Source organism: Pseudoalteromonas luteoviolacea (assembly GCF_001696455.1).
GTDB lineage: Bacteria > Pseudomonadota > Gammaproteobacteria > Enterobacterales > Alteromonadaceae > Pseudoalteromonas > Pseudoalteromonas luteoviolacea_C.
This window is the reverse complement of sequence record NZ_MAUJ01000001.1, coordinates 283,625-308,732: the sequence shown is the minus strand read 5'-3', so window position 1 is coordinate 308,732 and position 25,108 is coordinate 283,625. Positions and strand designations below refer to the sequence as shown.

16 protein-coding genes are annotated in these 25,108 nt (G+C 43.2%); 4 read left to right on the top strand and 12 right to left on the bottom strand.

All coding sequences use genetic code 11. The features are described 5' to 3' along the window. Window positions 1–127: 127 nt before the first annotated feature. The gene (locus A7985_RS01310) at window positions 128–1,432 is read left to right on the top strand and encodes an anti-phage deoxyguanosine triphosphatase (protein ID WP_065788642.1); all 1,305 of its coding nucleotides are present in this window, start codon (window positions 128–130) and stop codon (window positions 1,430–1,432) included. A gap of 47 nt (window positions 1,433–1,479) precedes the next feature. Here the strand turns inward: A7985_RS01310 and A7985_RS01305 are convergent, their stop codons facing one another. The 5 genes from A7985_RS01305 to A7985_RS01285 all read right to left on the bottom strand — a co-directional run bounded on the left by A7985_RS01305 (window position 1,480) and on the right by A7985_RS01285 (window position 11,917). Beyond that, on the bottom strand, window positions 1,480–3,870 hold the full coding sequence (locus tag A7985_RS01305) for a glycoside hydrolase family 15 protein (protein WP_065788641.1): 2,391 nt from the start codon (window positions 3,868–3,870) through the stop codon (window positions 1,480–1,482). 21 nt (window positions 3,871–3,891) lie between these two features. Further along, complete coding sequence (locus A7985_RS01300; RefSeq protein ID WP_065788640.1) at window positions 3,892–5,382, bottom strand: MFS transporter; 1,491 nt, start codon at window positions 5,380–5,382, stop codon at window positions 3,892–3,894. A gap of 52 nt (window positions 5,383–5,434) precedes the next feature. Then, window positions 5,435–7,153, bottom strand: coding sequence for an alpha-amylase family protein (locus A7985_RS01295; RefSeq protein WP_256096657.1), 1,719 nt, complete (start codon window positions 7,151–7,153; stop codon window positions 5,435–5,437). 281 nt (window positions 7,154–7,434) lie between these two features. Next, window positions 7,435–8,937 carry a tryptophan halogenase family protein gene (locus tag A7985_RS01290; RefSeq protein ID WP_065788639.1) on the bottom strand — a complete coding sequence of 501 codons (1,503 nt, stop codon included), beginning with the start codon at window positions 8,935–8,937 and terminating at the stop codon, window positions 7,435–7,437. 100 nt (window positions 8,938–9,037) lie between these two features. Beyond that, the gene (locus A7985_RS01285; RefSeq protein ID WP_065788638.1) at window positions 9,038–11,917 is read right to left on the bottom strand and encodes a TonB-dependent receptor; all 2,880 of its coding nucleotides are present in this window, start codon (window positions 11,915–11,917) and stop codon (window positions 9,038–9,040) included. 642 nt (window positions 11,918–12,559) lie between these two features. Here A7985_RS01285 and A7985_RS01280 point away from each other — a divergent pair. Next, entirely contained in the window at window positions 12,560–14,182 is a 1,623-nt protein-coding gene (locus tag A7985_RS01280; protein WP_065788637.1) for an alpha-glucosidase family protein, read from the top strand. A gap of 74 nt (window positions 14,183–14,256) precedes the next feature. Here the strand turns inward: A7985_RS01280 and A7985_RS01275 are convergent, their stop codons facing one another. From A7985_RS01275 to A7985_RS01245, 7 genes are all read right to left on the bottom strand, one after another. Further along, window positions 14,257–15,684, bottom strand: coding sequence for an EAL domain-containing protein (locus tag A7985_RS01275; RefSeq protein WP_141685242.1), 1,428 nt, complete (start codon window positions 15,682–15,684; stop codon window positions 14,257–14,259). Window positions 15,685–15,967: 283 nt separating this feature from the next. Continuing rightward, window positions 15,968–16,267, bottom strand: coding sequence for an integration host factor subunit alpha (ihfA, locus tag A7985_RS01270; protein ID WP_023400419.1), 300 nt, complete (start codon window positions 16,265–16,267; stop codon window positions 15,968–15,970). 2 nt (window positions 16,268–16,269) lie between these two features. Next, window positions 16,270–18,657: a phenylalanine--tRNA ligase subunit beta gene (gene pheT / locus A7985_RS01265; RefSeq protein WP_065788635.1), complete on the bottom strand. Its 2,388-nt coding sequence runs from the start codon at window positions 18,655–18,657 to the stop codon at window positions 16,270–16,272. A gap of 13 nt (window positions 18,658–18,670) precedes the next feature. Further along, on the bottom strand, window positions 18,671–19,651 hold the full coding sequence (pheS, locus tag A7985_RS01260) for a phenylalanine--tRNA ligase subunit alpha (protein ID WP_065788634.1): 981 nt from the start codon (window positions 19,649–19,651) through the stop codon (window positions 18,671–18,673). An 84-nt stretch (window positions 19,652–19,735) separates the two neighbouring features. Further along, a complete protein-coding gene (gene hda / locus A7985_RS01255; RefSeq protein ID WP_063359204.1) occupies window positions 19,736–20,440 on the bottom strand; it encodes a DnaA regulatory inactivator Hda in 705 nt (234 codons plus the stop codon). Beyond that, a complete protein-coding gene (locus A7985_RS01250) occupies window positions 20,440–21,498 on the bottom strand; it encodes a DUF2066 domain-containing protein (RefSeq protein ID WP_065788633.1) in 1,059 nt (352 codons plus the stop codon). Before A7985_RS01250 ends, hda begins: the two co-directional genes overlap by 1 nt. A 74-nt stretch (window positions 21,499–21,572) precedes the next feature. Beyond that, window positions 21,573–22,760 carry a sensor domain-containing diguanylate cyclase gene (locus A7985_RS01245; protein WP_065788632.1) on the bottom strand — a complete coding sequence of 396 codons (1,188 nt, stop codon included), beginning with the start codon at window positions 22,758–22,760 and terminating at the stop codon, window positions 21,573–21,575. Between the two features lie 158 nt (window positions 22,761–22,918). Here A7985_RS01245 and A7985_RS01240 point away from each other — a divergent pair, with 158 nt between their 5' ends. Both A7985_RS01240 and A7985_RS01235 read left to right on the top strand, forming a co-directional pair. Then, window positions 22,919–24,430, top strand: coding sequence for an ethylbenzene dehydrogenase-related protein (locus tag A7985_RS01240; RefSeq protein ID WP_065788631.1), 1,512 nt, complete (start codon window positions 22,919–22,921; stop codon window positions 24,428–24,430). Next, window positions 24,427–25,104 (top strand): Lcl C-terminal domain-containing protein, encoded by a 678-nt coding sequence (locus tag A7985_RS01235; RefSeq protein WP_065788630.1) that lies wholly within the window; start codon window positions 24,427–24,429, stop codon window positions 25,102–25,104. Before A7985_RS01240 ends, A7985_RS01235 begins: the two co-directional genes overlap by 4 nt. The last annotated feature ends 4 nt before the right edge of the window (window positions 25,105–25,108 follow it).

Genomic DNA, 25,108 nt, shown 5'->3' with positions numbered 1-25,108 from the left:
CCATTTTGTCGCTAATTTCAACGGTTTCCTTAATGAGACCAAGTAATTACATTTTCAAATTAAGCTCGCTATACTAGAGAAAATAAGCATTGACGCTTACTGTTAAACGACAACTGTAGAGATAGGTATGACGCAAACAGCTTGGCAAGATCGCCTGCTCAATCAAACTAAAAATAGACCAAATGACAATCGCTCTCCTTGGCAAATTGATCGTTCTAGGATAATTCATGCGGCGGCTTTTAGACGCCTTCAATCAAAAACTCAGATTATGAGTATTGGTGTAAATGACTTTTACCGTACTCGGTTAACTCACTCATTAGAAGTGTCACAAATTGGCACCGGTCTATTGCGCCACTTAAAATTGCAAAATCCTGAATTTGACTTTTTTCCTTCTGCAAGTTTGATTGAAACAATTTGTCTCGCTCATGATATTGGCCATCCTTCTTTTGGCCATGGTGGCGAAATTGCACTGAATTATTTGATGCGCCACCATGGCGGCTTTGAAGGTAATGCGCAAACACTGCGCATTGTCACAAAGTTGGAGCCATACTCTAACGGCTACGGCATGAACCTGACCCGTAGAACCTTATTAGGGTTCATTAAATACCCAGCCTATATCGAACAACTTTGGCATCAAATTCCCTCTGAGGAACATAATCAAAGGTTTATTTACACACAAAAGTGGCTACCGGCTAAAGGAGTGTATAGCAATGACAGTGACGTGTTTGAATGGATCTTGTCACCACTTTGTGACAGTGATAAAGCGTTGTTTATGTCCTACAACCCCTTAAATGAATACAAATCTAAGACCATTTATAAGTCTTTAGACAGCGCAATTATGGAATATGCCGACGATATCGCGTATGCCGTTCATGATTTGGAAGACGCTATTGCAACTGGTACGCTGTCAGAACGAGATTGGTACAACTACGCCATGCCTGCATTTAAAAACATTGAGTCACCTTGGCTAGAGTCCAATCTTACCAGTATTACACACCGATTATTTTCTGACGACGAACCGCTTAGAAAAGATGCCATTGGTGAGCTAGTTAATATCTTTATTATCAATTGTGCTCTTGTGGAACGTCCTGAAGACTTCCAAGAACCGTTGCTCAAAAATACGGTAAAACTTTCTGACGAGTTTGAAGAGATCCTAAAGGTATTAAAGCAATTTGTGTATCAGCGTCTGATCCGTGAGCCAAAAATGCAGCAAATTGAGTTTAGTGGTCAAAATATGCTCATCGACCTATTTGATGCTTTTTCAAGCGATCCAATGCGATTGCTTCCGTACACAGCACAATCAAATTACCAAACGGCGCAAAACGAACAAGCGCAAATGCGTGTACTTGCAGATTACTTATCGGGTATGACTGATGAATATGCTCGGCGCTGTCACGCACGGTTGTTTGGAAATTCTGTCGCAGACTTTTAAACTATCAATAAAACGTGATGCACCAATTGGTGCATCACAGATAAAAGTTACTTCAATGCGTCACGTACTATCGGGTAATGGTCCCATACATGTTTGTCTGCAAGAGAGCGAACCAGCTTCACGTATTCGGCATGAGTCCACGCCAGTGGCGTTGCAGAGTTAGTACCTTCTCCTAGCTCATAGCCAAATGGGTTTACTCCTACACCATCCCAAACTTGTTCAGGTAGCATAAGTCCTTCATTGGCAAAGTGTTCCATTCCTCGGATGTAAGTGTGTTTAATGCGGTTTACCTTTTCACTATTCAGGCCTTTAGTCGCGGCTGCTGCGGCTATCTCGTAATGACCTCTTTCACCTGTAAAGAAGGGCCATACTCGACCACGCTGACCCGGCGTGTTTTCACCACCTTCAGCATAGTTCGTGCCTTTGGCTTCATCCTCACCATAGCCATCATTACCGTAACGGCGATAGCCAGGGTATGCATTTGGGTCACCTGCAAATGTAAAGCTATACTTTACTCGTAGGTTTTCTGGCAAAGTCTCATCTTCATATTCCGGTAGCGTATTCAGGATACTTGGCGCATTCGCATCGCGAACACCATAACGTACCAGCTCCAAGAAGCCTCCATCAATGATTTGACGTTTATCCAAACCAGTACGGCCATTGTTATCACCTAACTTAACGGCAGAATTAGGGTTCTTATCTCGGGCAATACGGAAGAAATACTCGCCGTCTGTATCTTTACCCTGTAAGTTGCCTTCAGTGGTATACATCAGTGCTTCGACTTCGGCGTTGTATTGCTTGGCAGTATCAAGATAACGCTTAACACCTGCGGTATCTCCAGCTAACTTTGCAATATCACTCGCGGTTACAAGGCCCGCTATGATTGCTGCTGTCGTTGAAGGTGAAAAACCATCTTGCTCTTCCCAACGTTCTTGCTGAGTCGCAGGCGGTGTGATCTGCGTATCATTCCATAAAATTTTTGCTCGACCTCCTTCCACTAGGAATTCGGCAGCAGGCTGTAGCATGCGCTTATACCAATAAACGAGTTTTTCATCACTTAGTACACCAGCCTGCCACAGCTTCCATGCAAGCATAATTGGCATTGCTGTTTGGTCAAGCTGAACACCAACCCACTCAAGCTCTCCATCAACATGGGTCTTTTGCAAGAACCAACCTGTATCCCCCTTGTTATCAGGCGTGTTGTCTGTCACTTGTACTTTTTCAAGGTATTCAAATGATGTCAGCGCAGTATCAGGGTCTCCCATCGCCAAAAATGCCATGGCAACCTGATAAAAGTCACGCACCCACACGGCTTTGTATCCTGTGTGCCCCTGCTCTGCTGCAACCGTGTCACCCCAAGGGTTAGAAAGTGAGGCAATTAATGCCCCTGCATGCGTCTTATCTTCTTGTGCTTTTAGTACCAATGCGCTGACATTTAAAAGTTTGCCGTTGTCTGTCGTGTAACCCGCTAGGCGCTCCATTGGTTTCAAACTCGCAATATAATCTTCCCAGCCAACGGCATCGCCTTGACCATTGTAGTTTGCAAGCACTTGTTGATAACCTTTGTCTAATGCCAAACTACCCTGCTCAAAACTTACATCTTGGCTTTTACCAAAGCTCAGTGCTAGGTCAAATGTCGCCGAGCCTTTCACGTCACCAAGTTCAGCTAACCAGTTAACATTACCTGTTTGCTCACCCGTGCTTTGATAAGTGCGTGTCAATTGGTGAGACGTTTTCAGCTCCGTTAAGTTATCGCTACTGCCTGTAAATCCAACTGACGCTTGTGCAAAACCTGACTTGCTTTGCAGTGTTAGGTAATTGTCCCCCTCCCATGCAACCAAGCCTTTATCCGTTACTTTCGCCGAGTCATTCAAGCCATTGTTATTGACATAAGGGTTGACGTTCACAAACGCTTTTACGCCGTCAAGCTTGGTGTCGACTTTGGCCCTAACAAACAATGTTTGACCATCTGGATCGGTCAACACGTGTTTCTCAAGTGTGAAACGGCCCTGTTTGTCTTTGCTAACGATTTTATAAGCTAAAGATAATGGACGACCCGCACTGTCTTTGTATAAATAATCGATTGAAACATCTAAATCGTCTTGCTCAGTCACAGTAAAACCTTTGCCTGTGACAATAAACTGCATATCGCGGATCTGCGCTTGATGTATCAGGCCGAACATAGTTTCCGTGATCATGCCTTTAGCGATAGAAAACCAAACTTTAGACACTTCACCTGTTTGTGCATTGTTAGCGTATTGGCCATTTTTGTAGGCTTCGTAAGATGTTCCGATACCAGTCTTATCTGAATAGGTCCAATAAGGCTTATCACCCGGCGCACCCGGTGCCGTTTCAAGTTGCTGCGTATTACTTGCACTTTCGCAGCCAATAAGACCAGCGGCAATGAGCGCAAGTGACAAACTTGATAATTTTTTCATTTTTTCTCCTTAGTGGTGACACTATTGCGTGTTTGTTTTTACACGAGCAACAGACAGTGCCGCCAAAATAAACGACACACCACCAATTACTAATGCATAAATAGGTTGATTCTCGAAAACGTTTCTTAAAATAAGGCCTAATACACTTGCGGCAAGTAGTTGCGGGATCACGATAAAGAAATTAAAGATCCCCATAAATACACCCATTTTGTTCGCAGGCAATGCATCACTTAACATGGCATAAGGCAGCGAAAGAATGGAGGCCCATGCGAAACCAATACCCACCATCGGTAGCCACAGTAAGCTTGGATCAGCGATAAATTTAAAACTTAACAATGCGCCTGCACCAAGCAGTAGGTTAATGCTGTGCGCGCCTTTTAAACCAACACGCTTAACAATAAGTGGGATAAATACAGCAGCAATGGCGGCAAAACCATTGTAGGCAGCAAACAATATACCCACCCAATCAGCACCGTCGTTGTAAGCCTTCGACGTGACATCCGTTGTACCGTAGTGAAAACTGGTCACCGCAGATGTCGTGTAAATCCACATCGCAAATAAAGAGAACCAGCTAAAAAATTGGACGACTGCGAGTTGCCTCATTGTTTGTGGCATCGTGAACACATCGTAAATGACTTCATAAAAGCCGCCATCAGTGCGTGCGTTGTTTTGTAAATAGCCTGCAACTAAAATGATGGCCGAAAACGACAGCAGTAATCCGCTGAGCAGATACAGCTCTTTCTCAAGTTTAAAGAAAGTAACCCCTGCGAGGATAAGCCCACCAATGACCCCACTTATCAACGAAAACTTAGCAAAGTTAATGGTTTGCTTTTGATCTGCAGACTCCCCCTTTAAATGCTCGGGCTCAAACTCAGCAAGTTGCTCTGGTGTATATTCTCGGGTTTTAAGAATGGTCCACCCCACGGCTAAAAATAAAATAGCGCCACCGAAGTAAAAGGCATACTTAACCGATTCAGGGATCTCACCTGCAGGTGCTGTATTGCTGATTTCAAACCAATTGGTCATCATCCAAGGCAATGCTGAAGCAACAATCGCACCGATGCCGATAAAAAAGCTCTGCATCGCGTAACCTGTTGCACGCTGCTTTTGGTTTAAGTTGTCACCGACCAGCGCTCTAAATGGCTCCATCGTAACGTTAATGGACGCATCCATTATCCATAGCATGCCCGCAGCTATCCAAAGTGTTGGAGAGTTCGGCATGATAAACAGTGACAACGTTGTTAAGATAGCGCCATATAAGAAGAAAGGCCTACGACGACCGAGACCAGTCCAAGTTCTGTCACTCCAATAACCAATGATTGGCTGAACAATCAATCCTGTTAATGGCGCGGCTACCCAAAGTATTGGAATATCATCAACTGAGGCGCCCAAAGTCTGAAATATTCGGCTTACATTTCCGTTTTGAAGGGCGAAACCAAATTGGACGCCCATAAAGCCAAAGCACATATTCCAAATTTGCCAGAAACTCAGTTGTGGTTTTTGTTTTTGCATAATCAGCTCTCTAGCTTATAAACCACACTAGCGAGTGGCGCCAACGTGATAATCAGTTGATTGTTTTTAACTTGTGTTGTTGGGTGAGACTCGAGTAAATCTGTGACGTTACCCTGCCAATGACTGGGTACGTCAAGGTCACTGTTTGTGCATGTTTGGCGTCAAAATTACTGGCAACAACAAGACGTTCTGCTTTATTTGCTCTGGCAAACGCCATCACCTTTTTAGCTTGACCACCTTGTGCATTTTTCGCATCGACATCAATTAGCTCACCATCAATAATGGCAGGCTGTGAACTCAGATTCATGAGCTTTTTATAATATGCGCGTAACTGCTTTTGCGCTGGCGTCAACTGGCCACCATCAAACTTACCATTGTTCATCCAAGCTTGGTGCGCCGGAACGCCAACGTAATCAAAAATACTCGTGCGGCTCGGTTTGCCAAATCCGGCCATTTCAGAACCATCTTCACCTACAGACTGACCGAAATACAGCATTGTTGGTGCAGAGCTTATTAAATGACTGACCACCATCGCAGGCTTGCCCTTTTCAGCACTTCCTGCGAACTCAGGGCTGGCTATACGTTGCTCATCGTGATTTTCTAAGAAGTGCAGCATGTGTGGGGCGATATCTGAAACACTTTGATGCGCTTGCATGACACTCTGTGCGTCCCCTTTGCCCTGCATCAACAATTTCAAACTGTCGTAGAAACCGACTTTGTCGTACAAAAAGTCCATTTTGCCTTGATGAATATAGGCTCGATACAAAGTTGGATTATAAACTTCAGCGAGTATAAATGCCTCTGGGTTGGTCATTTTGATAGATGAGTTTAAAAAGCTCCAAAACTCCACGGGCACCATTTCGGCCATATCATAGCGAAACCCATCCACACCTTTGTCTAACCAATATTGGGTAATGTCTCTGAACTTATACCAACTGTCAGGCAAATCTTTACCTTGCCAAAATGCGTAATGCGCTTTGTAATCTTGCTCTGCCATATCGGCAGGTAGTGTTGGAAAGTCGTAGCTACCATCAGGGCGAACCCCATAGTTTACTTTGACGGTTTCGTACCAATCATGAATGTTTGGCTGCGCTGCGCGAGCGCCATTACCAGTCCACTTGGCTGGGGATTCTGCAAACTCGCCATCTGCCAAATGATGCGCTTTACCACCTAAGACTTGATAATCTGTAGAGCTTGGGACCTTAAAGTCTGCGCCTGTAACATAGTAAAAGTTATTGTCTCGCACATAAGTTTGACTGGTATCATCTTGTGCGCCGAAGTCTTTGACCCCCGCTGGCGCACTGAGTGATTGATAATTTCTTGCCACATGGTTCGGCACAATATCAATAACCACTTTCATGCCCGCTTGGTGCGTACGCTCAATCAATGCTTCAAACTCGCCAAGACGATTGTCGGGGTGAGTGGCAAGGTCGGGGTTCACATTGTAGTAATCTTTAATCGCATAGGGCGAACCTGCACGGCCCTTAACTACGTCAGGATCATCAATCCCTATGCCATATTCGCTATAATCGGCCACTAATGCGTGATGCAATACACCTGTATACCACATGTGGCTCACACCCATCTCTTTTAGCTCAGCAAGTGCTTTAGGCGTAAAATCGGCAAACTTGCCGACTCCATTTTCTTCTTTCGTACCCCACGGTACGTTATGCGTATTGGTGTTGCCAAAGAGTCGCGTAAACACTTGGTATACAACTGGCTTTTGCACTTGTTGTGTGGCTTGAGCTGTCTCCTCAGAAGGTTGAGACATTTGACACGCAGTCAACATCACGCCACCTGAAATAAGACTTAGCGCAAGCACTAAAGGTTTTATTGTCATTATATTGTTGTCATCTTGGTGTTTTAATTGAGTCTACTGACTTGTAGCCTGCTGTTGAACCACTTGCATACGTATTCAAAGTGATGATTAATTTGTTATTCATAAACAAAAACGCGAAGTATGATAAAGACTTCGCGCAGTGCGGCACAGTGGCCATTAGTATTTTCAAAAATATGCATTCTAGATTATAAATTATCTTTACAGACGTGTTATCAGTCTAAAAAGCGTGCAAGTTGTGCTCTGTGATCTAAAAAGTTCAATCCGCACCTTCTGATGTAGTCTCGAATCTTTTCGACGTCATGGATATTCGCGCTTTCGTTACCAGCAATCAATTGGTGTTTCTCTGGGTATATGCCATACCCAGCCAACAAGCAATGCCAGCTGACTGAAGGGTAGTACTTATCAATATCTTGTCTATCCAGCTCGTCAGATAAATTCTTACCTTGCACCCAAGCATTTAAAACGTTGAACAGCGATTTTGATATTTGATTGTTATTGGCGTTATCTCGCCAATAGTTTGTATCTGTACGACTGTTGACTCGGTAATGCGCGACAATATAATCTCGAATCGCCTGATACCTTTGCGACATCATTTGGTTGTGTTTACCCTGCTCTTTGCAGGTAAATTCGCCGTCTTGATAACACTCTATAAACGACTGAACTGTTTCTTGCACAATATGTAGTGCCGTCGCTTCAAGGGGTTCAATAAAGCCTTGAGACAAACCGATTGCCACACAGTTTTTATGCCAGTGTTCTTTTACTTGGCCCACTCTCATATTCAGATGTCTGGCTTCAACTTCGCTGTCTAATAACCCCAATGCTGCTCTGAGCTCGGTTTCCGCCTGATCTTTATCGCAATATTTTGAGCTGTACACGTAACCATTACCTATTCGGTTGGTTAAGGGGATATGCCAGCTCCAACCGTACTTTCTCGCTACAGACACAGTTTCAGAAGCAATCACATCGCCTTGTTCAGTAGGTAAAACCACGGCGCTGTCGTTAAATAAGTTATTTTCAAATGATTCGAATCCAACTTGCATATGCTGCTGCATCAACAAGCTAGAAAACCCAGAGCAATCAATGAAGATATCACCGCAGATTTCTCGGCCTTCTTCACAGACTAATGCCGCAATAGTGCCATCCGTATTTTTACGCACATCCTGAACGCGCGCCTCAATATGCTCGACACCGGACTCTCTTGCTTTTTCAGCTAGTAATTCACCCAACTTGCCAGAGTCAAAATGGTATCCATAGTTGATTTCAAATGGGAAGTTTTCTGCAGCAATGGGGGCTTTGGCTTGCTCTGCTAAGTAAGTTGCCAAGAAGAATGGATCTGGGTGCCCCTCCAGATCGATCCCTTTTCGACGAACAAAGCTATTGTGAAAAAAGGCAGGGGCCGAGTAATCATCAGGTTGTGCAGGGAATGGATGAAAGTACTGCTCAAACCCAGGCCTTGTTGACCAGTTCACAAAACGAATTCCATTTTTGAAGCTAGCGTTGCACTTTGGCATCCACTCAGATTCAGGGACCTCAATAAAATCCATAAAGGCTTTAAATTGCGGTGTAGAGCCCTCACCAACTCCAATGATGCCTATATCTGGCGACTCAACAACGCTAATCTGGATATTCTTATCGCGCCAGCTTTTGGCAATCAGATTTGCCGCCATCCAACCTGCGGTTCCTCCACCTAGTATGACAATCTTTCTGCTACTCATTGTCTTCTCCCTGCTACACCATTTAGTTAACGATTCATAAAACAAAGCCACCAAAACATACGTTCTGGTGGCTTATATTTCAAGTGACCAACTTTGCTAATTAAAAGCTGTAGTTAAAGCCTAAGAAGTATTGACGACCAAATACTTTATCTTCACCTGTTCTTAGTGAACTACCTAGGTTTGACGTGTTAGCCTCATCAGTCAAGTTATTGATCTGGAATACAGTTTGCAGCCCATTATCAAAGTCATACGTTGCCTGCCAGTCAACTACCGTGTACTCATCGGCGGATGTTGGCGTAGTACCGCCCGGCGTCGCGCCTAAGTAGGTATATTCGTCACGATAACGAATATTGAAATGCGTTGTAAACTTATCAATATTCCAGAATAAGGTGGCACTCCATACATTTTTAGAAAGACCCGGTAAGCTCAGTTGCGTATCAGGGAAATTACCTCCGCCATCGATAGTGGTTTCACTTTCAGTGTAAGAGTAATTTGCATTTAGACCTAACCCAGAGAATACACCTGGTAAATTGTCAAATAATGTCGTGTACGCAAGTTCAATACCACGAACATAACCGCCCTTATCATTGTTACGCGTTGTCTGATATTGACCTGGAACAAACCCTTCAGGTACTTCTAGACCAATCGAAGACCAATCTATTTCACCTTCAAAGTAGGTCACATCTTCAATTAACGACTCGATATTCTTCCAAAATAGCGCCGCGACAAATGCACCACCATCTTCAAAGTAATGCTCATATGATAGGTCCATTTGATTCGCTCTGAATGGATCTAGATTTGGATTACCTTTAGACCAAACATTGTATCGTTGACTCACCCCATCATTTGCAGTATCAGCCCATGAACCTGCACCACCACGTAACTGGTTAACTGGTGGACGGCCCATGACCTTTGCCGCAGCAAAACGAATTTGGTCTTGCTCAGTAATACGGAAGTTTAGATTTAGTGACGGTAGAATATCTGTATATTCTGGACCATAGTTAACATGACGGTAATCTGTTCTCGTAACGCCGTTATCATCTGTAATTGCATCACCGACTTCATCACCTTGAATCTGTTGGATACCAATCGACTTAGTATCTGTGCGCACAGCACGTACACCAAGGTTACCTGACACTGGAATATTGCCAATTTCAGTATCGATGTTGGCCATTACATAAGCTGCATATACTTCTTCTTTGACTGCGCCACTTTCAACTAACGTCCAGTTATGTTCCCAAGTTTGCTGCCCATCATAGTTACCCGCGCCAAATACAGCATCAGCGATACCCACCATATCTAAATCTAGGTAATTAATACCGCCACCATTTTTTACTGTCACAAAGCCCGTTAAATCATGCGGCACACAAGCGTGGTTTTGGTGGTTAAATTCACAGTTTTTGTTTGTTACTATCTCACCATTTGGTAAACGATAGCCATTTTGGCCCTCTCGTGCACCCCAACGGAATGTTGAACGCTGATCTGTAAACTCACGTTTAGACCAACGTACACCGACTTCAACTGAAGAAATAATGTCGTGTTCAATGTGATATTTAAAATCTAAATTGGCACTATCAATCTTATCTGTGTACTTGTGCGGGAACTGCTCCCAATCACCCAAGCGCATATGAGATAAATCAGTATAATCATGACCCAATACCAACGATGATGCATCTGTAGAGTTATGGTCAAAACTGAAGTATTGATTGCGCAATTCTTGCCATGTTTCTACTACAGTACCGTCTTCTAACGTTGCAGTGCCAAATTCATAGGCATGCATTGAGGCGATCATATCACGACGCGTTTTTTCACCCTCGCTGTGTGCAAGGTCAAAACTGATTTCCCACTTGTCTGTTGAGTACTCTAAGTTCAAACCAAAGCTATCTGTTGTTGATTCAGTAGATTGATCTTCCGAGCGCATTTCTATCCATGGTCCAGCTGGATCGAGAATGAAATATTCACCTGCAACTAAGAACCGGTTTTTACCTTCGCCGTCAAACTTAGCATTTCGTAATTCGAACAGTTTTTTTGCTTGATTATTACGTGACAAGCCCTCGATGTTTAAGCCATTTTTGCGATCTTCTGAATCAAACGTAGAATGAAAATAGTCAAACTGCGCTTTAAAGTTGTCTGTTGGCTGATACACAAGTGTGCTCATTAAGCCTAGGCGCTCATCAGTACCGGCAGTGTTTCTGTACTGATAGCCATTAAATGAACGCTCTTCTCCTATCCCGTCACCATCGATATCACGTGCAGCTTCTGGTGAATGACCAGAAAACTCTACTGAACTGTTTGGCTGATTCAAGTAAGCAGCACCTATACCAAAGCCTAACGTTTCGTCTAAAAACTTGCCTTGGTATGAAAAACTCAAACGCTCGCCGTTAGCATCTGCATCAATGTCAGATGCAGCATCATTATGAGAAAACCTAACACTAGTATTAAAGTTATGAGTCTTATCAGCATCAAGCGGGTTTGCTGTTTTGAGTTCAACAGTGCCCGCAACACCACCTTCTACTAAAGAAGCTTTAGGCGACTTATAAACAGCTGCCTGTGTGATTAGTTCAGATGGGTATTGATCGAAAGAAATCCAACGGCTACCTGCCGAGTAACCACTGGTACTGGCTTGCTCGCGGCCGTTTAACGTTGTTTGAATGAAGTCCCCGTTCATACCACGAATATTAAGCTGAGATGATTGACCACTGTCTCTCACGGCTGTAACACCCGGTAAACGGCTCAATGCATCTGCAATTGATATATCCGGTAAAGAAGCCAAGTCTCCGGCATCAACCACTTCAGATACCGTATCACCAAATCGTTTCTTATCAATCGACGCGATGATACTGCGGCTGATACCGCGTACTTCAATTACTTCAACTTCTTCTTTATTCTTTGCAGTTTGCTGATCTTGCGCACTTACAGAGTGACTTACACCAGCAGCAATTAATGCAGCTGTTAATAAGCTTGGTTTGAACGTAGACATATTGTTTTATCCCAATTAGCTTTTTATACGTCGCTTACGCGTTATTTTTGCAATCATTGAATCCAATTTCTTCAAAAATAAGTTCATGTGACGTTAATTTTGTTGTCACCGGCAATAGTAGCGCTGTGACTTAGCTGCTCACAACTTTATGCATACGTATTCAAAAATGATTGAGCAGGCGTTTTAGTCAACCCACCATCGAAATTAAGAATGTAATACTATGTTTTATTTGACTTTATCTTTGCATGGAACACTTTTAACAAAAACCGTCAGATATTTAATATCACTTTACATACATGTAACCAAGTGGCCGCTCGCTTACTAAATATGACAAGATTCTTACAGTAATATGGGCATCCAATCTTCTCTTATAAATTGGTATTACCAATTATAGTTCTTTTACCCCTTAAGAATACTGAACTTCTCATCCTTCAACTATAAATTGGTAAAGTCTTGTGTGTAAACCTCTTACGAACTCCGATTTGATAAAAAATTGCAGTAATTTTGATGCATACGTATGCAGTTTTTTTACTCATATGCAAGCATGCCGTATGCTTTTCGACAATGTTAATGACCCGATTCACGTTGCTCTCAAAAGTAATTGAGAAAGTGAAATCACTGCACAAAGCTGGAGAATAGTGCATGGCTCAAAATGAATGGTGGAAAGGTGCGGTAATTTATCAGATTTACCCACGTAGTTTTCAAGACACCACAGGTGATGGTATTGGTGACCTTAATGGCATCATAAACCGCTTAGACTACATCAAGTCTTTAGGCGTCGACGCGGTATGGATCTCACCTTTTTTTAAATCACCAATGAAAGACTTTGGATACGATATCAGCGACTATAGAGATATCGACCCAATGTTTGGCAGTATTGATGATTTTGACAAACTTATTGAGCAAGCACACCAGCGTGATATTAAGATCATTATAGATCAAGTGCTAAGTCATACGTCTAATGAACACCCTTGGTTTATTGAGAGCCGCACAGACAAGCACAATGCAAAAGCAGATTGGTATGTATGGGCAGATGCTAAACCGGATGGTAGCCCCCCCAATAACTGGCTATCCATATTCGGTGGTGTTGCGTGGCAATGGGAACCAAGAAGGTGCCAATATTACTTACACAACTTTTTAACTGAACAACCAGATTTAAATTTTCATAATCCTGAAGTTCGTAAGGCCGTACTTGATAATGTCAAATTTTGGCTAGACAAAGGGGTTGATGGCTTCCGTTTGGATGCAATTAACTTTTGCTTCCATGACAAACAGTTGAGAGACAACCCAGCGAAACCAAAAGCGCTTCGTCAAGGACGCGGATTTAGCGAAGACAACCCTTATGCTTTCCAGTACCACTACTATAACAACACACAGCCAGAAAACTTAGATTTTATGGCTGAGATTAGAATGTTATTAGACCAGTACCCTGGAACCGTGAGCTTAGGCGAGATCTCATCTGAAGACTCTCTGCAAACCATGGCCGAATACACCTCTGGTGGCGATAAGTTACATATGGGTTATAGCTTTGAGTTATTAACTGATGACTATAGTGCACAGTACATCAGAGAAACTGTCTCGCGCTTAGAAGCAGTTATGACCGAAGGATGGCCTTGCTGGGCGTTCAGTAACCACGATGTGCAACGCGTTGCAAGTCGCTGGTCGCAAGATGGAAAGAGTGTGAACCCGAAGCAGGTAAAAATGTTGACTGCACTACTTGGGTCTCTACGCGGTAGCGTGTGTATGTATCAAGGTGAAGAACTAGGGCTAGGCGAAGCTGAAGTCGCGTTTGAAGACCTTCAAGATCCCTATGGCATTACATTCTGGCCAAACTTTAAAGGCAGAGACGGCTGTCGCACGCCCATGCCCTGGGCAGGTGATAAGCAAAATGCAGGATTTACCGATGGAGCACCTTGGCTTCCGGTATATGAAGCACATGCCAGCAAGTGTGTTCGCAGCCAAGAGCAAGATACCAGCTCAACACTGTCTCAGTATAAATCCTTTTTAGCCTGGCGAGCGACTCGACCAGAGCTACTGACAGGTAACATTGAGTTCATTCCTACCCACGAACCTGTACTTGGCTTCTACCGTATACTCGGTGAGAAAAAGTTACTCTGTTTATTCAATTTATCTGAACAAACTGCAGAATTTGAAGTCGAACAACACAATTACACCCCTATTAAGGACCTTGCTCATCAAACCGGTGAGCAAGCAGCAGGAAAAGTAACCCTGCCCGGTTACGGCTGTTTTTTTGCATCTATCTAGCACAGATGAACCAAAAGCCCCCAATCGGGGGCTTTCTTCATGATAAGTTTTTCCAAAAGACTACAAAGCTCGTTTTAGCTCGTTAATCTTAAGCGCTTTATAATAGTGCCAGCTTGGTGAATGGACACGCCCCTTTCGCACAAATAATTCGCTTGTTGCTGTGTTTCGACCCCTTCGGCTATGAGTTTTTTGTTTAGCTTTGCAGCCATTTCAATCACCGCGTTCAAAACTGGCGATTGCAGATTGTCCAACCCAATCGACGCGACAAAACTTTGGTCAATTTTCAATAAATCGATTGGAAAGCTCTGCAAATATTGTAGACCGCTATAACCCGTACCAAAATCATCAATTGCAATTTCTACCCCTGTATCTACAAGCTGCTGCAAAATAAGCTTTATCTTCGCTTCCGAGAGGACATCTCGCTCGGTCAGTTCAATAGTCAGATTATTAAAAAAACCCTTAGCTTGGCACAGCTGTTCGATATAGCTTGGGCACATTAGTAAATAGCCATTGACGTTAAACGAAACTTTAAAGTCACTGTTTTTTCTGAGCAAAGGTCTCAAGTCTGTCAATGCTAAATCGATTTGATATAAAGAGAGTTCGAGTATGGTACCGTCACGCTCCGCTTCAGGTACAAAGTAGGCAGGTCCCAGCTCACCTTCGAGCGGATGCATCCACCGAATTAACACTTCAACCCCTTCAATTTCCTGGCTTTGCGCATTAACCAGTGGCTGATATACGTTAAAAAGCTCCTTACGATTGATGGCATCTAACAGGAGTGTGCGACTGCTCAATAGACGTTTGTCATAGTGATTGAGTAACAATACGAGCCCAACCCAAGAGGCTAGATAAAGAAGGCATAGTACCAACAGCCAAAGTGGATCCGGTATACCCAATAATCTAGCTTCTTTGCTCACCACAACAGCCAGTCTCGGTACATTCTTAAATGGCTTTATATACAGGTATTTACTGGTTTGGTCATCGAATCGCGCTTCAACCTCTGAAGTGCGGCTGAGCGGAAATAGTTTATGGTTAAGTGGTAAGCTATACTGACCTTGTAAGAATACTGGCACGCCTGTCTCGGTATCAACAACCGCTACAAAGTCTAACGATTTATATTTCCTCAGATGTAAAGTATCGTTTATCCAGTCTGTTGGTAACAAGGCATTGACTTCATACCCGTCGTGTCTCGTGCGCGCTAAAACAAAAGCAGGCACTTGCAAGAACTCAGAAATAATTGGCCCATGGTAACGTAAGCCACGCTTTTTAATTGGCTCAGACAAAAACATAGGCGAAGAAAGCATACCAAATGAGTTGCAAATAAGGTTGCCACGAGGACTCACAATACCTATTTCACTGACTGCTGGGTTTTTAAAAACAAATTGACGCATTTGGCGAATGGTCTCTTCATTGCACTTTGCATCAATATGGTCTGATTGACGAAGAAACTCATCAACATTGTCTAATTGTGATTCTAGATCCACAAGTACACGTTCAGCCATACTCTGCACTGACGATTTTTCAGACTCTTTGTGCTGGATGTATATAAATGTGAATAATAGCCCAAAGATAAATGAGCAGATCAACCAAGAAACAAAAAAATTTTTGATGCTGTTTGTCCAAGAATGTTTTCTCTGACGCAAGCTAAGTTCCTAGAATCAATGATATAGCAAGAGTTTAGATTTAAACAATTACAAATTTATGACAAAGGATCTGCCTTTGCAGACAGATCCTTTTGGTGACAGCTGTCAAAGCCACTAAATGCAGCTTTGCACCAATCTGATATTAAAGATTTTTACTCGTGCCTACTTCAACACGTGTTTTTAACTTTTGACCAGGTCGAAAAGTTACAACGCGCCTTGCAGAAATAGGTATATCTTCTCCAGTTTTAGGGTTTCGACCTGGGCGTTGTTTTTTATCACGCAAATCGAAATTGCCAAAGCCAGAGAGCTTAACCTGCTCTCCGTTTTCAAGCGCTGAGCGGATTTCTTCAAAAAACGCTTCAACTAAATCTTTGGCATCCTTTTTATTTATCCCCAATTTTTCAAATAGGTGTTCAGCTATGTCGGCTTTAGTAAGCGCCATATCTAGTCCCTCAACGATGCATTAAATTGTTTGGCCAATTCGGCCACGACTCTGTCTACAACCTCGTTGATATCTTTCTCTTCGAGCGTTTTATCAACTGCTTGTAGGGTTAGGGCGATGGCTAAACTCTTATAATCGGGTTCAATACCTTTGCCCTTGTACACATCGAATAAGTTTAGGTCAACTAATTGATTTCCGCCAACTTTCTCAATGCTTTCTAAAATATCGCCTATTTTTACATCATCTGCAACTAAAATAGCAATATCTCTGCGATTTGATGGGAATTTTGAGATACTTACGGCTTCAGGCAGCTTTCTTTGCGTAATTGCAGCCACTTCTACCTCAAATACAAATGCCGTATCGTTTAATTCCAACGACTTTTGTAATTGTGGGTGAATCGCACCAATAAAACCAACTTTAACGCCATCAGCATAAATTGCTGCCGACTGACCCGGGTGTAACCCATCACACGCTTCGGCTTTAAAACTAAATCTAGCAGGGTCATTGCAAACTGCAAGCAAAGCTTCAACATCGCCTTTAATATCAAAGAAATCTACTTTTCTACTCGCGATGCCCCAGTGCTCGTTATGGGTATTACCATAAACAATACCACCAAGCACAGCGCTTTGACGAATACCATTTTCAGCACTCTCATCTTTTACAAACTTCAAACCGTGTTCAAAAAAGCGAATACGAGATTGCTGACGATTTTGGTTGTACACTAACGCATTAACCAAACCTGGCATCAAGCTAACACGCATTGCTGACATCTCTACTGAAATAGGATGAGGCAATACCAATGCGTCACTTTCTGGGTGAAGTAGCGCTTGCTTCTTAGGATCTACGAAGCTGTAAGTAATTGCTTCTTGATATCCACGTGATACAAGTTCATTTCTAAAACGAGATACAGGTAGTGCAGCCTCTTGATGATCAGTCATCTTAAGTGCAGCACTTGGCGCAACGTTTGGAATATTGTTGTAGCCAAATACGCGAGCAACTTCTTCAATTAGATCTTCTTCAATACTGATATCAAAGCGATAACTTGGTACTTGTGCCTGCCATTGAGCATTCTCAAACGTCACTTCTAGGCCTAGGCGCGCAAGAATATCTGTTACTTTGTCATCTTCAATGTGATAACCGATAACACGATCTAAGCGCTCGCGACGCAAAACTACCGATTTTGTCGCTGGTAGGTCCGCTTCTGATACAGCTTCAACAACAGGACCTGCTTCACCACCTACAATTTCAAGTAAAAGTGCTGTTGCACGCTCCATTGCGTCATGCTGAAGCTGATGATCAACACCACGCTCATAACGGTGAGATGCGTCTGTGTGTAAGCCGTAGCTACGTGCTTGACCCGCAATCGCTAGTGGGTTGAAGAATGCACTTTCTAGTAAAATGTCTTGTGTGCCCTCTTTAACACCTGATGCTTCACCACCGAAAATACCTGCCATAGCAAGTGCTTTTTCGTGGTCAGCAATCAATAAAGTTGACGTATTAAGCTTAGCAGTATTACCGTCTAGCAATACCAGTTCTTCATCCTGCTGCGCTTTACGTACTTTAATACCACCAGAGATCGCAGAAAGGTCGAAAGCGTGCATTGGATGGCCTAGCTCTAACAGCACATAGTTAGTTACGTCAACAACTGGATCGATCGAACGAATACCAGAACGACGCAGCTTTTCTACCAACCAAAGCGGTGATTCAGCATCAAGATTGATGCCTTTGATCACTCGACCTAAATAGCGAGGACAAGCATCGCTATCTACCAGTTCGATTTCAATTTTGTCATCGATTGTCGGCTTTACAGCATTAATTTCAATTTCTGTAACGTCTAAACCGTTTAGTACACCCACTTCGCGTGCAAGGCCTTTAATACCTAAACAATCACTGCGGTTTGCCGTTAGGTCAACGTCGATTGTTACGTCATCAAGTGCGAAGTACTCGCGAATATTTTGGCCAATGGTCGCATCTGTAGGCAATTCTAAAATACCATCAGAGCTTTCAGCCATGCCTAGCTCTTCAAATGCGCACAACATTCCGTGGGAAGGTTGACCACGAAGCTTTGCTTTTTTGATTTTGAAGCCGCCTGGCAATACTGCGCCAACTTTCGCAACTGCAACTTTTAGACCTGTACGACAGTTTGCTGCACCACACACGATGTCGAGTAATTCTTCTTCACCTACGTTCACTTTTGTAACACGTAGTTTATCGGCATCTGGGTGCTGGCCGCATTCTACAACTTCGCCAATTACAACGCCGTCGAAATCACCAGCAACTGGGTCAACGCCATCTACTTCTAAACCAGCCATAGACAGTTGTTCAGATAGAGCATCCGTATCGATCGCTGGATTAACCCACTCTCTTAGCCACTTTTCACTAAATTTCATTTTTGGTTCGCTCTTATCTGAATTGGTTTAGGAATTTTAAATCGTTTTCGAAAAATGCACGTAAATCATTAACGCCATAACGCAGCATTGTTAGGCGCTCTACGCCCATACCGAAGGCAAAACCAGTGTACTTTTCAGGGTCAATTCCAACCGAACGCAATACATTAGGGTGCACCATACCGCAACCTAGTACTTCTAACCACTTACCATTTTTACCTTTAACATCTACCTCAGCAGAAGGTTCAGTAAACGGGAAATATGAAGGACGGAAACGGATCTCCATGTCTTCCTCAAAGAAATTACGAAGGAAATCATGCAAAATGCCCTTAAGCTCAGTAAAGCTCACGTTTTCGTCAACCATTAGACCTTCAACCTGGTGGAACATTGGCGTATGTGTTTGGTCGTAGTCATTACGGTATACGCGGCCAGGAGAGATAATACGTAGCGGTGGCTGCTCAGCTTCCATAGTACGGATCTGAACACCACTTGTTTGCGTACGCAATACAAGCTTTGGATTAAAATAGAAAGTATCGTGGTCAGCACGCGCAGGGTGGTGCTCAGGAATATTCAGTGCATCAAAGTTGTGGAAATCATCTTCAACTTCAGGTCCAGACTTGACTGCAAAACCGAGTTCGCCAAAAAATGTTTCGATGCGCTCAATTGTACGCGTTACAGGGTGAAGACCACCTGCAGGCGCTGCACGACCCGGCAATGTCACATCGATTGCCTCGGCTGCTAATTTTTGCTCTAGTGCAGCATTAGCTAACGCTTCACGTTTTTCGTTAATCGCAGTTTGTACTTGGTTCTTCGCTTGGTTAATTACTTGACCCGCTTCTTTGCGCTCTTCAGGCGCCAGTTTGCCTAGGGTTTTTAGTAGTCCAGTAATTTCACCTTTTTTACCAAGGTAGTTAACTCTGACTTCCTCAAGTTGCGCAATCTCACTTGCACTTGAAACCGCTTCAAGGGCTTGCGCTAAAATATTCTCTAAGTTCATTCTATACCTGATCTGGTTGAGGTAATTTGCCTTTTCTGAATCAGTTATGATAACTGAAAGATGGGGCTAGATTCTAGCCCAAATTCACAGCTTTAGGGTGGCTTTTATAAAAGGAATGGTAAGTTTTCGCTGTGCAGCCATAGATGCGTGGTCTAACTTGTCCAAAACATCGAGTAATGCACGCATATCTCTACTCAGTCGCGTTAGTAAAAATCGCGCACATTCATCACTTAATTCTAGGCCGCGCATATTTGCTCGCTTGACTAGGGCTTCTGCTTTGTCGTCATCACTCATGGAGCGAATTTGAAAAGTCGTCCCCCAAGCAAGCCTAGACTCAAGGTCTGGTAAAGCGATATTCAACATACTTGGCAGCAAATCAGCGGTCATCACTAAGCATTTTCCCGCTTCGTTAAAACGGTTGAAAAAGTTAAAAAGAGCTTTTTCCATTGCGTCGTTACCAGCAACTAAGTGCACATCATCAATACACACAACGTCTAAGCCATCTAGTCCCTCAAGCACATCAGGTCCAAACTTGATCACTTCTCGAAGGGAAATCAAAATAGTCGAGAGACCAAGTTCTTGCGCATGAATGCAAGTAGCATACAGCAGATGTGATTTTCCTGAGTCTGCGAGACCACATAAATAAGTAAACTGAAAGTCCTGCTGAATTTCACTTAATGCTTTTTTTAGATGTGTTACTTCCAGTGACTTTTCCCCTCCAAAGTAGGAGGTAAAAGTTTCATCATCGGGCAAGGTAACCGGTAAAGCCAACTGCATCGGATCTAACATCACTGCTGCCCCACCCAGCTATACCTTAAATTAGAAGAGCTCGCGACTTGGTGAAAAGCGCGCGGATCGACATAAACTTCAAATGATTGTTCTAGCTTTAAAGACTTTTGTAAATCAGATACCGACGACATATGCTCTACTTCAAATTGCACTTGTTCTTTATTACGATACACCACATCCACGCTGCTTACTGTACTAATAGTGAGTAACTGTCTTTTTGCGCGTTCCACTTTATCAAAGGTTCGCAGTCCATCAACCGTGATCACTGTACTGTTCGTGGCATACGATTTATTTGGATCTATAACGTACTCATCGGCCAGCGCTGATGACATTTCATTGACCATCGAGATCAGTAACTGTTGTTTGTCACCCACAAGTTGTACAGATTCAAACATGTCAGCATCGGTATAGCGCCAATCTAGCTGCCAACGACTGGTATTTGGCTGTTTGAACAGTCGTCCAGTAATTACGCGTTCCGCATTATATCTTGCTGAAGCGGCCTCTACTGGCTCAGAAAAGTTCCCCCAAACTTCAGCTATTCCGACCTGAGATCTGTCTGTAAGATCCATCAAAGGAACAACTACGGGTACGCCCCACTCTGCCGCGGTATCATAAATGAGCCGCTCTAACTGCGGATAGCTTTCTTGTGTCACGAAATCGCGTCGCAAATTATCTTCGATAGCTAGCCATATCGCTATCAGCGGCCTACGGTTACCCCATAGGCCAAACCCACTGTCTCTAACGAGCTTTTCAACTTTTTCAGCTTCAAAGCGCACTTTGATTTTTAGTTCACCTTCAATGTGCTCAATATACTCATATTTGAGCATATAGTCAGAAATACGCCGTTTGCTTTTTTTGATTAGTGGGTGGTCGCCATTCCCCGCCTTCCCTGTCAGCTTTTTAATGACTTGGTCTAATGCATCCTGACTGGCTTTAGCTCTGGTTGCTCGGGTTTTATCATCCACTACCAGAGTGGCTTCATAGAGGTCAGTTACCTCTATCGCATAAGCTGTACTGCACATCCAAAATAAACAAAGTAGGAAAAGTTTTTGTGCCATTACCAACCATCTAAACAAATATAAAGTTTGATCCTAATGCAATCATACGCGCTGGTAAAGCAATGCCTAAACATTTACTTAGCAAAATATATTTGATTCTTTCCTTTACCTTTTGCTTCGTAGAGCGCGAGGTCTGCATCATGTAATATACCTTCTGCACTGAAAGGTTGATTAATAACCGACGCAACGCCGATACTGCATCCACAGCTCACTTCAATCCCGGTCTCAAGTTTGATAGGAGATGAAATCGATTTTAAGATGCGATTTGCCAGCAGCTCTAGCGAAGACATATCGACCTTCTCTGTGATCATCACAACAAATTCATCTCCACCTAAACGACAAATAAAATCGTAACTTCTCAATACTTGGTTTAAGCGGTTGCTCACTGTTTGCAATACAAGGTCGCCACTTTGATGACCATGGTTATCGTTAACGGGCTTAAAATCATCCAAATCCAGATACAGAACGTATACCAACACATCGCTGCGCTGTGAGCGCGCTGATAAACGCTCTAACTCTCTAAATAGAAACTTCCGATTAGCTAACCCGGTTAAGCTGTCATGCAAAGAGTCATGTTCAAGCTTTTGCTGTAATGCCTCCCTTTTCTCAATCTCCTGCTCAAGATCCTTTAAGCTCTGCTCTAATTCCGACGTGCGCTCTGATACCTTAGCTTCCAGCTCAGATTGATAGTTTTGTAAAGCCCGGTTAGCTTCAAGCAAAGCTTGCTGATTATTGAAAGCATCTAGTGCAGACGAAATTACATGACTGATTGTATAAAGCACATCCACAATCATGCCTGAGTATTCATCTTCTTTGCGATATGACTGAATAATAAAGGCTCCCAGATGCTGATTGCGGTTCACCAACGGAAAGCAAAGCCATTGCATTGGAATAGACCCTAATATATTCACCTCATTGTTTTTCATCAGCGCTTCAATATCAGTTTGATTAAAGTTGCACACTTGATTCGCTTTTAACGCATAGGCAGTAAGAGAATGAGAAATGTCATCCAATGAGAGATTTTCTAAATCTTCCGCCTGCATATCATCTTTGACATCATGAAAATAGGGAAAGGAGAGGTTGCCATTTTCTTTGTACAACACGACAAAAAAATTGTCTGCATAGGTGACTTTTTGCAAGATACAGTGAATGTCTAACAAAAATCGTTGAATTGAGTCTGACGTATTTAAGCATGCCACAATGTCTGTCATGCTATCTATCACATAGCCGCTATCTACTGCCTCTACAGCTATTTCTTTCATTTCGTATCCCTCATTAGTCCAAATTTTTCATATTCATAAGCCAAACAGCTCAAAGTTTAGCCATAACTTTAACCTTTTGCAGTATTTGAAAAATGACATAATTGTGTAAACATAATATTTTACACTTAATTTACAAAAATAATAATATGCGCGCGTTTATGGATCGGCAAACCTTCATCATTTTTCATATTTTGGCCATCGCTGTTGTTATCGGCAGTATGATAACAGGCTTGAGGATTGCTCTAATCAGTCAAGACTGGATGTCCCCAATATCAACTTTGTTGCCACAAGGTCAAATGCACATTTGGCACTTAGGGTTCGGCATTGCCCTATCGTTAATTATAGCCTCCTATTTATTGTATTCATTTACAAGTCCTTTTCGTAGTATTCAGTCAAAATACCACAAAATTATTAATTACTTAGGCTATATCTCTCTGCCTATTGTGAGTATTTCTGGCTGGCTTGTATGGGCAGGTCTGTACGCTGATGTCTCTCGCACTATTCACCAGATTGCAATGTGGGCAATGTGCTTTTACCTCGTCTTTCATGCATGGATTTATGTCGTTCAGAATGGCCGACGCGTATTTTCCATCCTGCTCCCCAAAAGAGCGACTTTACGCCATCTCAGTTATATATTCGGCATATGTGCAGTGTCACTATCCAGTTTATTTTTAGTAAAGAACACAACCCACCAGCTCAACGTATTAACAATTGATGATGCCACTTTCATTGAAATTGATGGCAAAGCAGACGAACTCGCTTGGACAAAAACAAATCCGATTTCTCTCATGACCATAGGCGGGGCAAACTTTAACCAAGGCGCGACCGAAGTTACCGTCAAAGCACTCGCAAACAAATACGAGAGCTACTTTTTAATTTCATGGCAAGACGAGACAAAGAGCACGCATCATTTGCCACTTTTAAAAACCGCTCAAGGATGGCAAGTGCAAGAAAACGGATTTTATAACTTCGACGAACGCACTTTCTATGAAGACAAATTTGCAGTCATGCTATCTGAAGGATGCGAAATTGCCGGCGACAAGACACTACATCTAGGCGATAAGCCTATTAATGGTAAACCCAAAAATTGGCACGGTAAAGGCTACCATGCCAGCCTTGATGGAAAAACGCGAGATCTATGGCACTGGAAGGCTGTGCGCACTAATGACATGTACCTCGCCGACGACAACTTTATCGGACCACCAGCCCCCCATTTAAGTGGGAATCGCAGATATACGGCAGGCTATCAAGCCGATGGCAAAGAAAGTGGCGCTTATGTAATGAACTGGCAATGGTACACGCCAAAGACTGTAATTCCCAAGCGATTACCCAACAATTTAGATATCTACCAACAGCATCGCGATAGCGTGCTTCCTTGGTTTGGCTCATCCCCTTACCGCGAGTCTGATGACTTATATCCAATTGGCACTTTTTTATCCTCCGTTTTGTATCGTTCTAACCGATTTGAAGGAGATAGAGCCGATGTCAGAGCCAGAGGTGAGTGGAAAGATGGCCAGTGGACGTTAGAGCTCGTTCGAAAACATAATACCCAGTCCAAATACGATGTTGCCCTGCAAACTGGGACCTGCATGTGGGTATCTGCTTTCGATCACGCTCAAATTGCGCATACACGCCACATGCAGGCCATCAAGTTGAGGTATGCGCTATGATTAATCGCATCATTTGGTCCGTTCTTATTTTAAGTGCACTGATTGTGGTTTGCTTGCTTCCACGAGAAAAACCAAAACTGATCCAGCATCAACGTTTTACCAAAATTACAAACGCTGGGCAGACGCTCTTGCCTTGGCAAGGCCCTTGGGCCTGCGTATTAGACAGCCAAAATGGCCTTTTGTGGGAAGTGAAAACCGATAATGAAAGCGTCCACGATGGTTACTGGACCTATTCTTGGTTTGATGGTCAAACAGGAAAAAGTAATTTTGGCGACTGTTATTTTGAACCCCAACGCTGCGACACTGCTGACCTTATTCGCCGCACCAATCAACAAAGTCTGTGCGGGCAAAGTAATTGGCGGCTACCCAGTGCAACTGAACTTATCAGCTTAGTACAAGAACCAAGCTCTCCATCACAGCCTTATATCGCGACCGATTACTTTGTGCATATCAAGCGTGGAGACTATTGGAGTGCCGAGCATGACGTTCCACTCCCCGCAAAGTATCGTGCCAATGGTCTTGGGGCCACTGCCATTAATTTCCATTTTGGTAAAAGCTACACATTGCCCTACCGAAATGCCGCATTTGTCATGTTGGTGGCTGATATACCAACAGCAAATACTCACCCGCAGCTAAGTCGTCGCGCAACAACTAAACAACACAAACAGGAATAACAAC

Bases quoted from the DNA above. Each gene is read 5' to 3' on its own strand.
- A7985_RS01295 (WP_256096657.1), bottom strand. From the start codon at position 7,153: ATGTCTCAACCTTCTGAGGAGACAGCTCAAGCCACACAACAAGTGCAA.
- A7985_RS01310 (WP_065788642.1), top strand. From the start codon at position 128: ATGACGCAAACAGCTTGGCAAGATCGCCTGCTCAATCAAACTAAAAAT.
- pheS (WP_065788634.1), bottom strand. From the start codon at position 19,651: ATGAACTTAGAGAATATTTTAGCGCAAGCCCTTGAAGCGGTTTCAAGT.
- A7985_RS01280 (WP_065788637.1), top strand. From the start codon at position 12,560: ATGGCTCAAAATGAATGGTGGAAAGGTGCGGTAATTTATCAGATTTAC.
- ihfA (WP_023400419.1), bottom strand. From the start codon at position 16,267: ATGGCGCTTACTAAAGCCGACATAGCTGAACACCTATTTGAAAAATTG.
- A7985_RS01290 (WP_065788639.1), bottom strand. From the start codon at position 8,937: ATGAGTAGCAGAAAGATTGTCATACTAGGTGGAGGAACCGCAGGTTGG.
- hda (WP_063359204.1), bottom strand. From the start codon at position 20,440: ATGTTAGATCCGATGCAGTTGGCTTTACCGGTTACCTTGCCCGATGAT.
- A7985_RS01235 (WP_065788630.1), top strand. From the start codon at position 24,427: ATGATTAATCGCATCATTTGGTCCGTTCTTATTTTAAGTGCACTGATT.
- A7985_RS01240 (WP_065788631.1), top strand. From the start codon at position 22,919: ATGGATCGGCAAACCTTCATCATTTTTCATATTTTGGCCATCGCTGTT.
- pheT (WP_065788635.1), bottom strand. From the start codon at position 18,657: ATGAAATTTAGTGAAAAGTGGCTAAGAGAGTGGGTTAATCCAGCGATC.
- A7985_RS01245 (WP_065788632.1), bottom strand. From the start codon at position 22,760: ATGAAAGAAATAGCTGTAGAGGCAGTAGATAGCGGCTATGTGATAGAT.
- A7985_RS01300 (WP_065788640.1), bottom strand. From the start codon at position 5,382: ATGCAAAAACAAAAACCACAACTGAGTTTCTGGCAAATTTGGAATATG.
- A7985_RS01250 (WP_065788633.1), bottom strand. From the start codon at position 21,498: ATGGCACAAAAACTTTTCCTACTTTGTTTATTTTGGATGTGCAGTACA.
- A7985_RS01285 (WP_065788638.1), bottom strand. From the start codon at position 11,917: ATGTCTACGTTCAAACCAAGCTTATTAACAGCTGCATTAATTGCTGCT.
- A7985_RS01305 (WP_065788641.1), bottom strand. From the start codon at position 3,870: ATGAAAAAATTATCAAGTTTGTCACTTGCGCTCATTGCCGCTGGTCTT.
- A7985_RS01275 (WP_141685242.1), bottom strand. From the start codon at position 15,684: ATGGCTGAACGTGTACTTGTGGATCTAGAATCACAATTAGACAATGTT.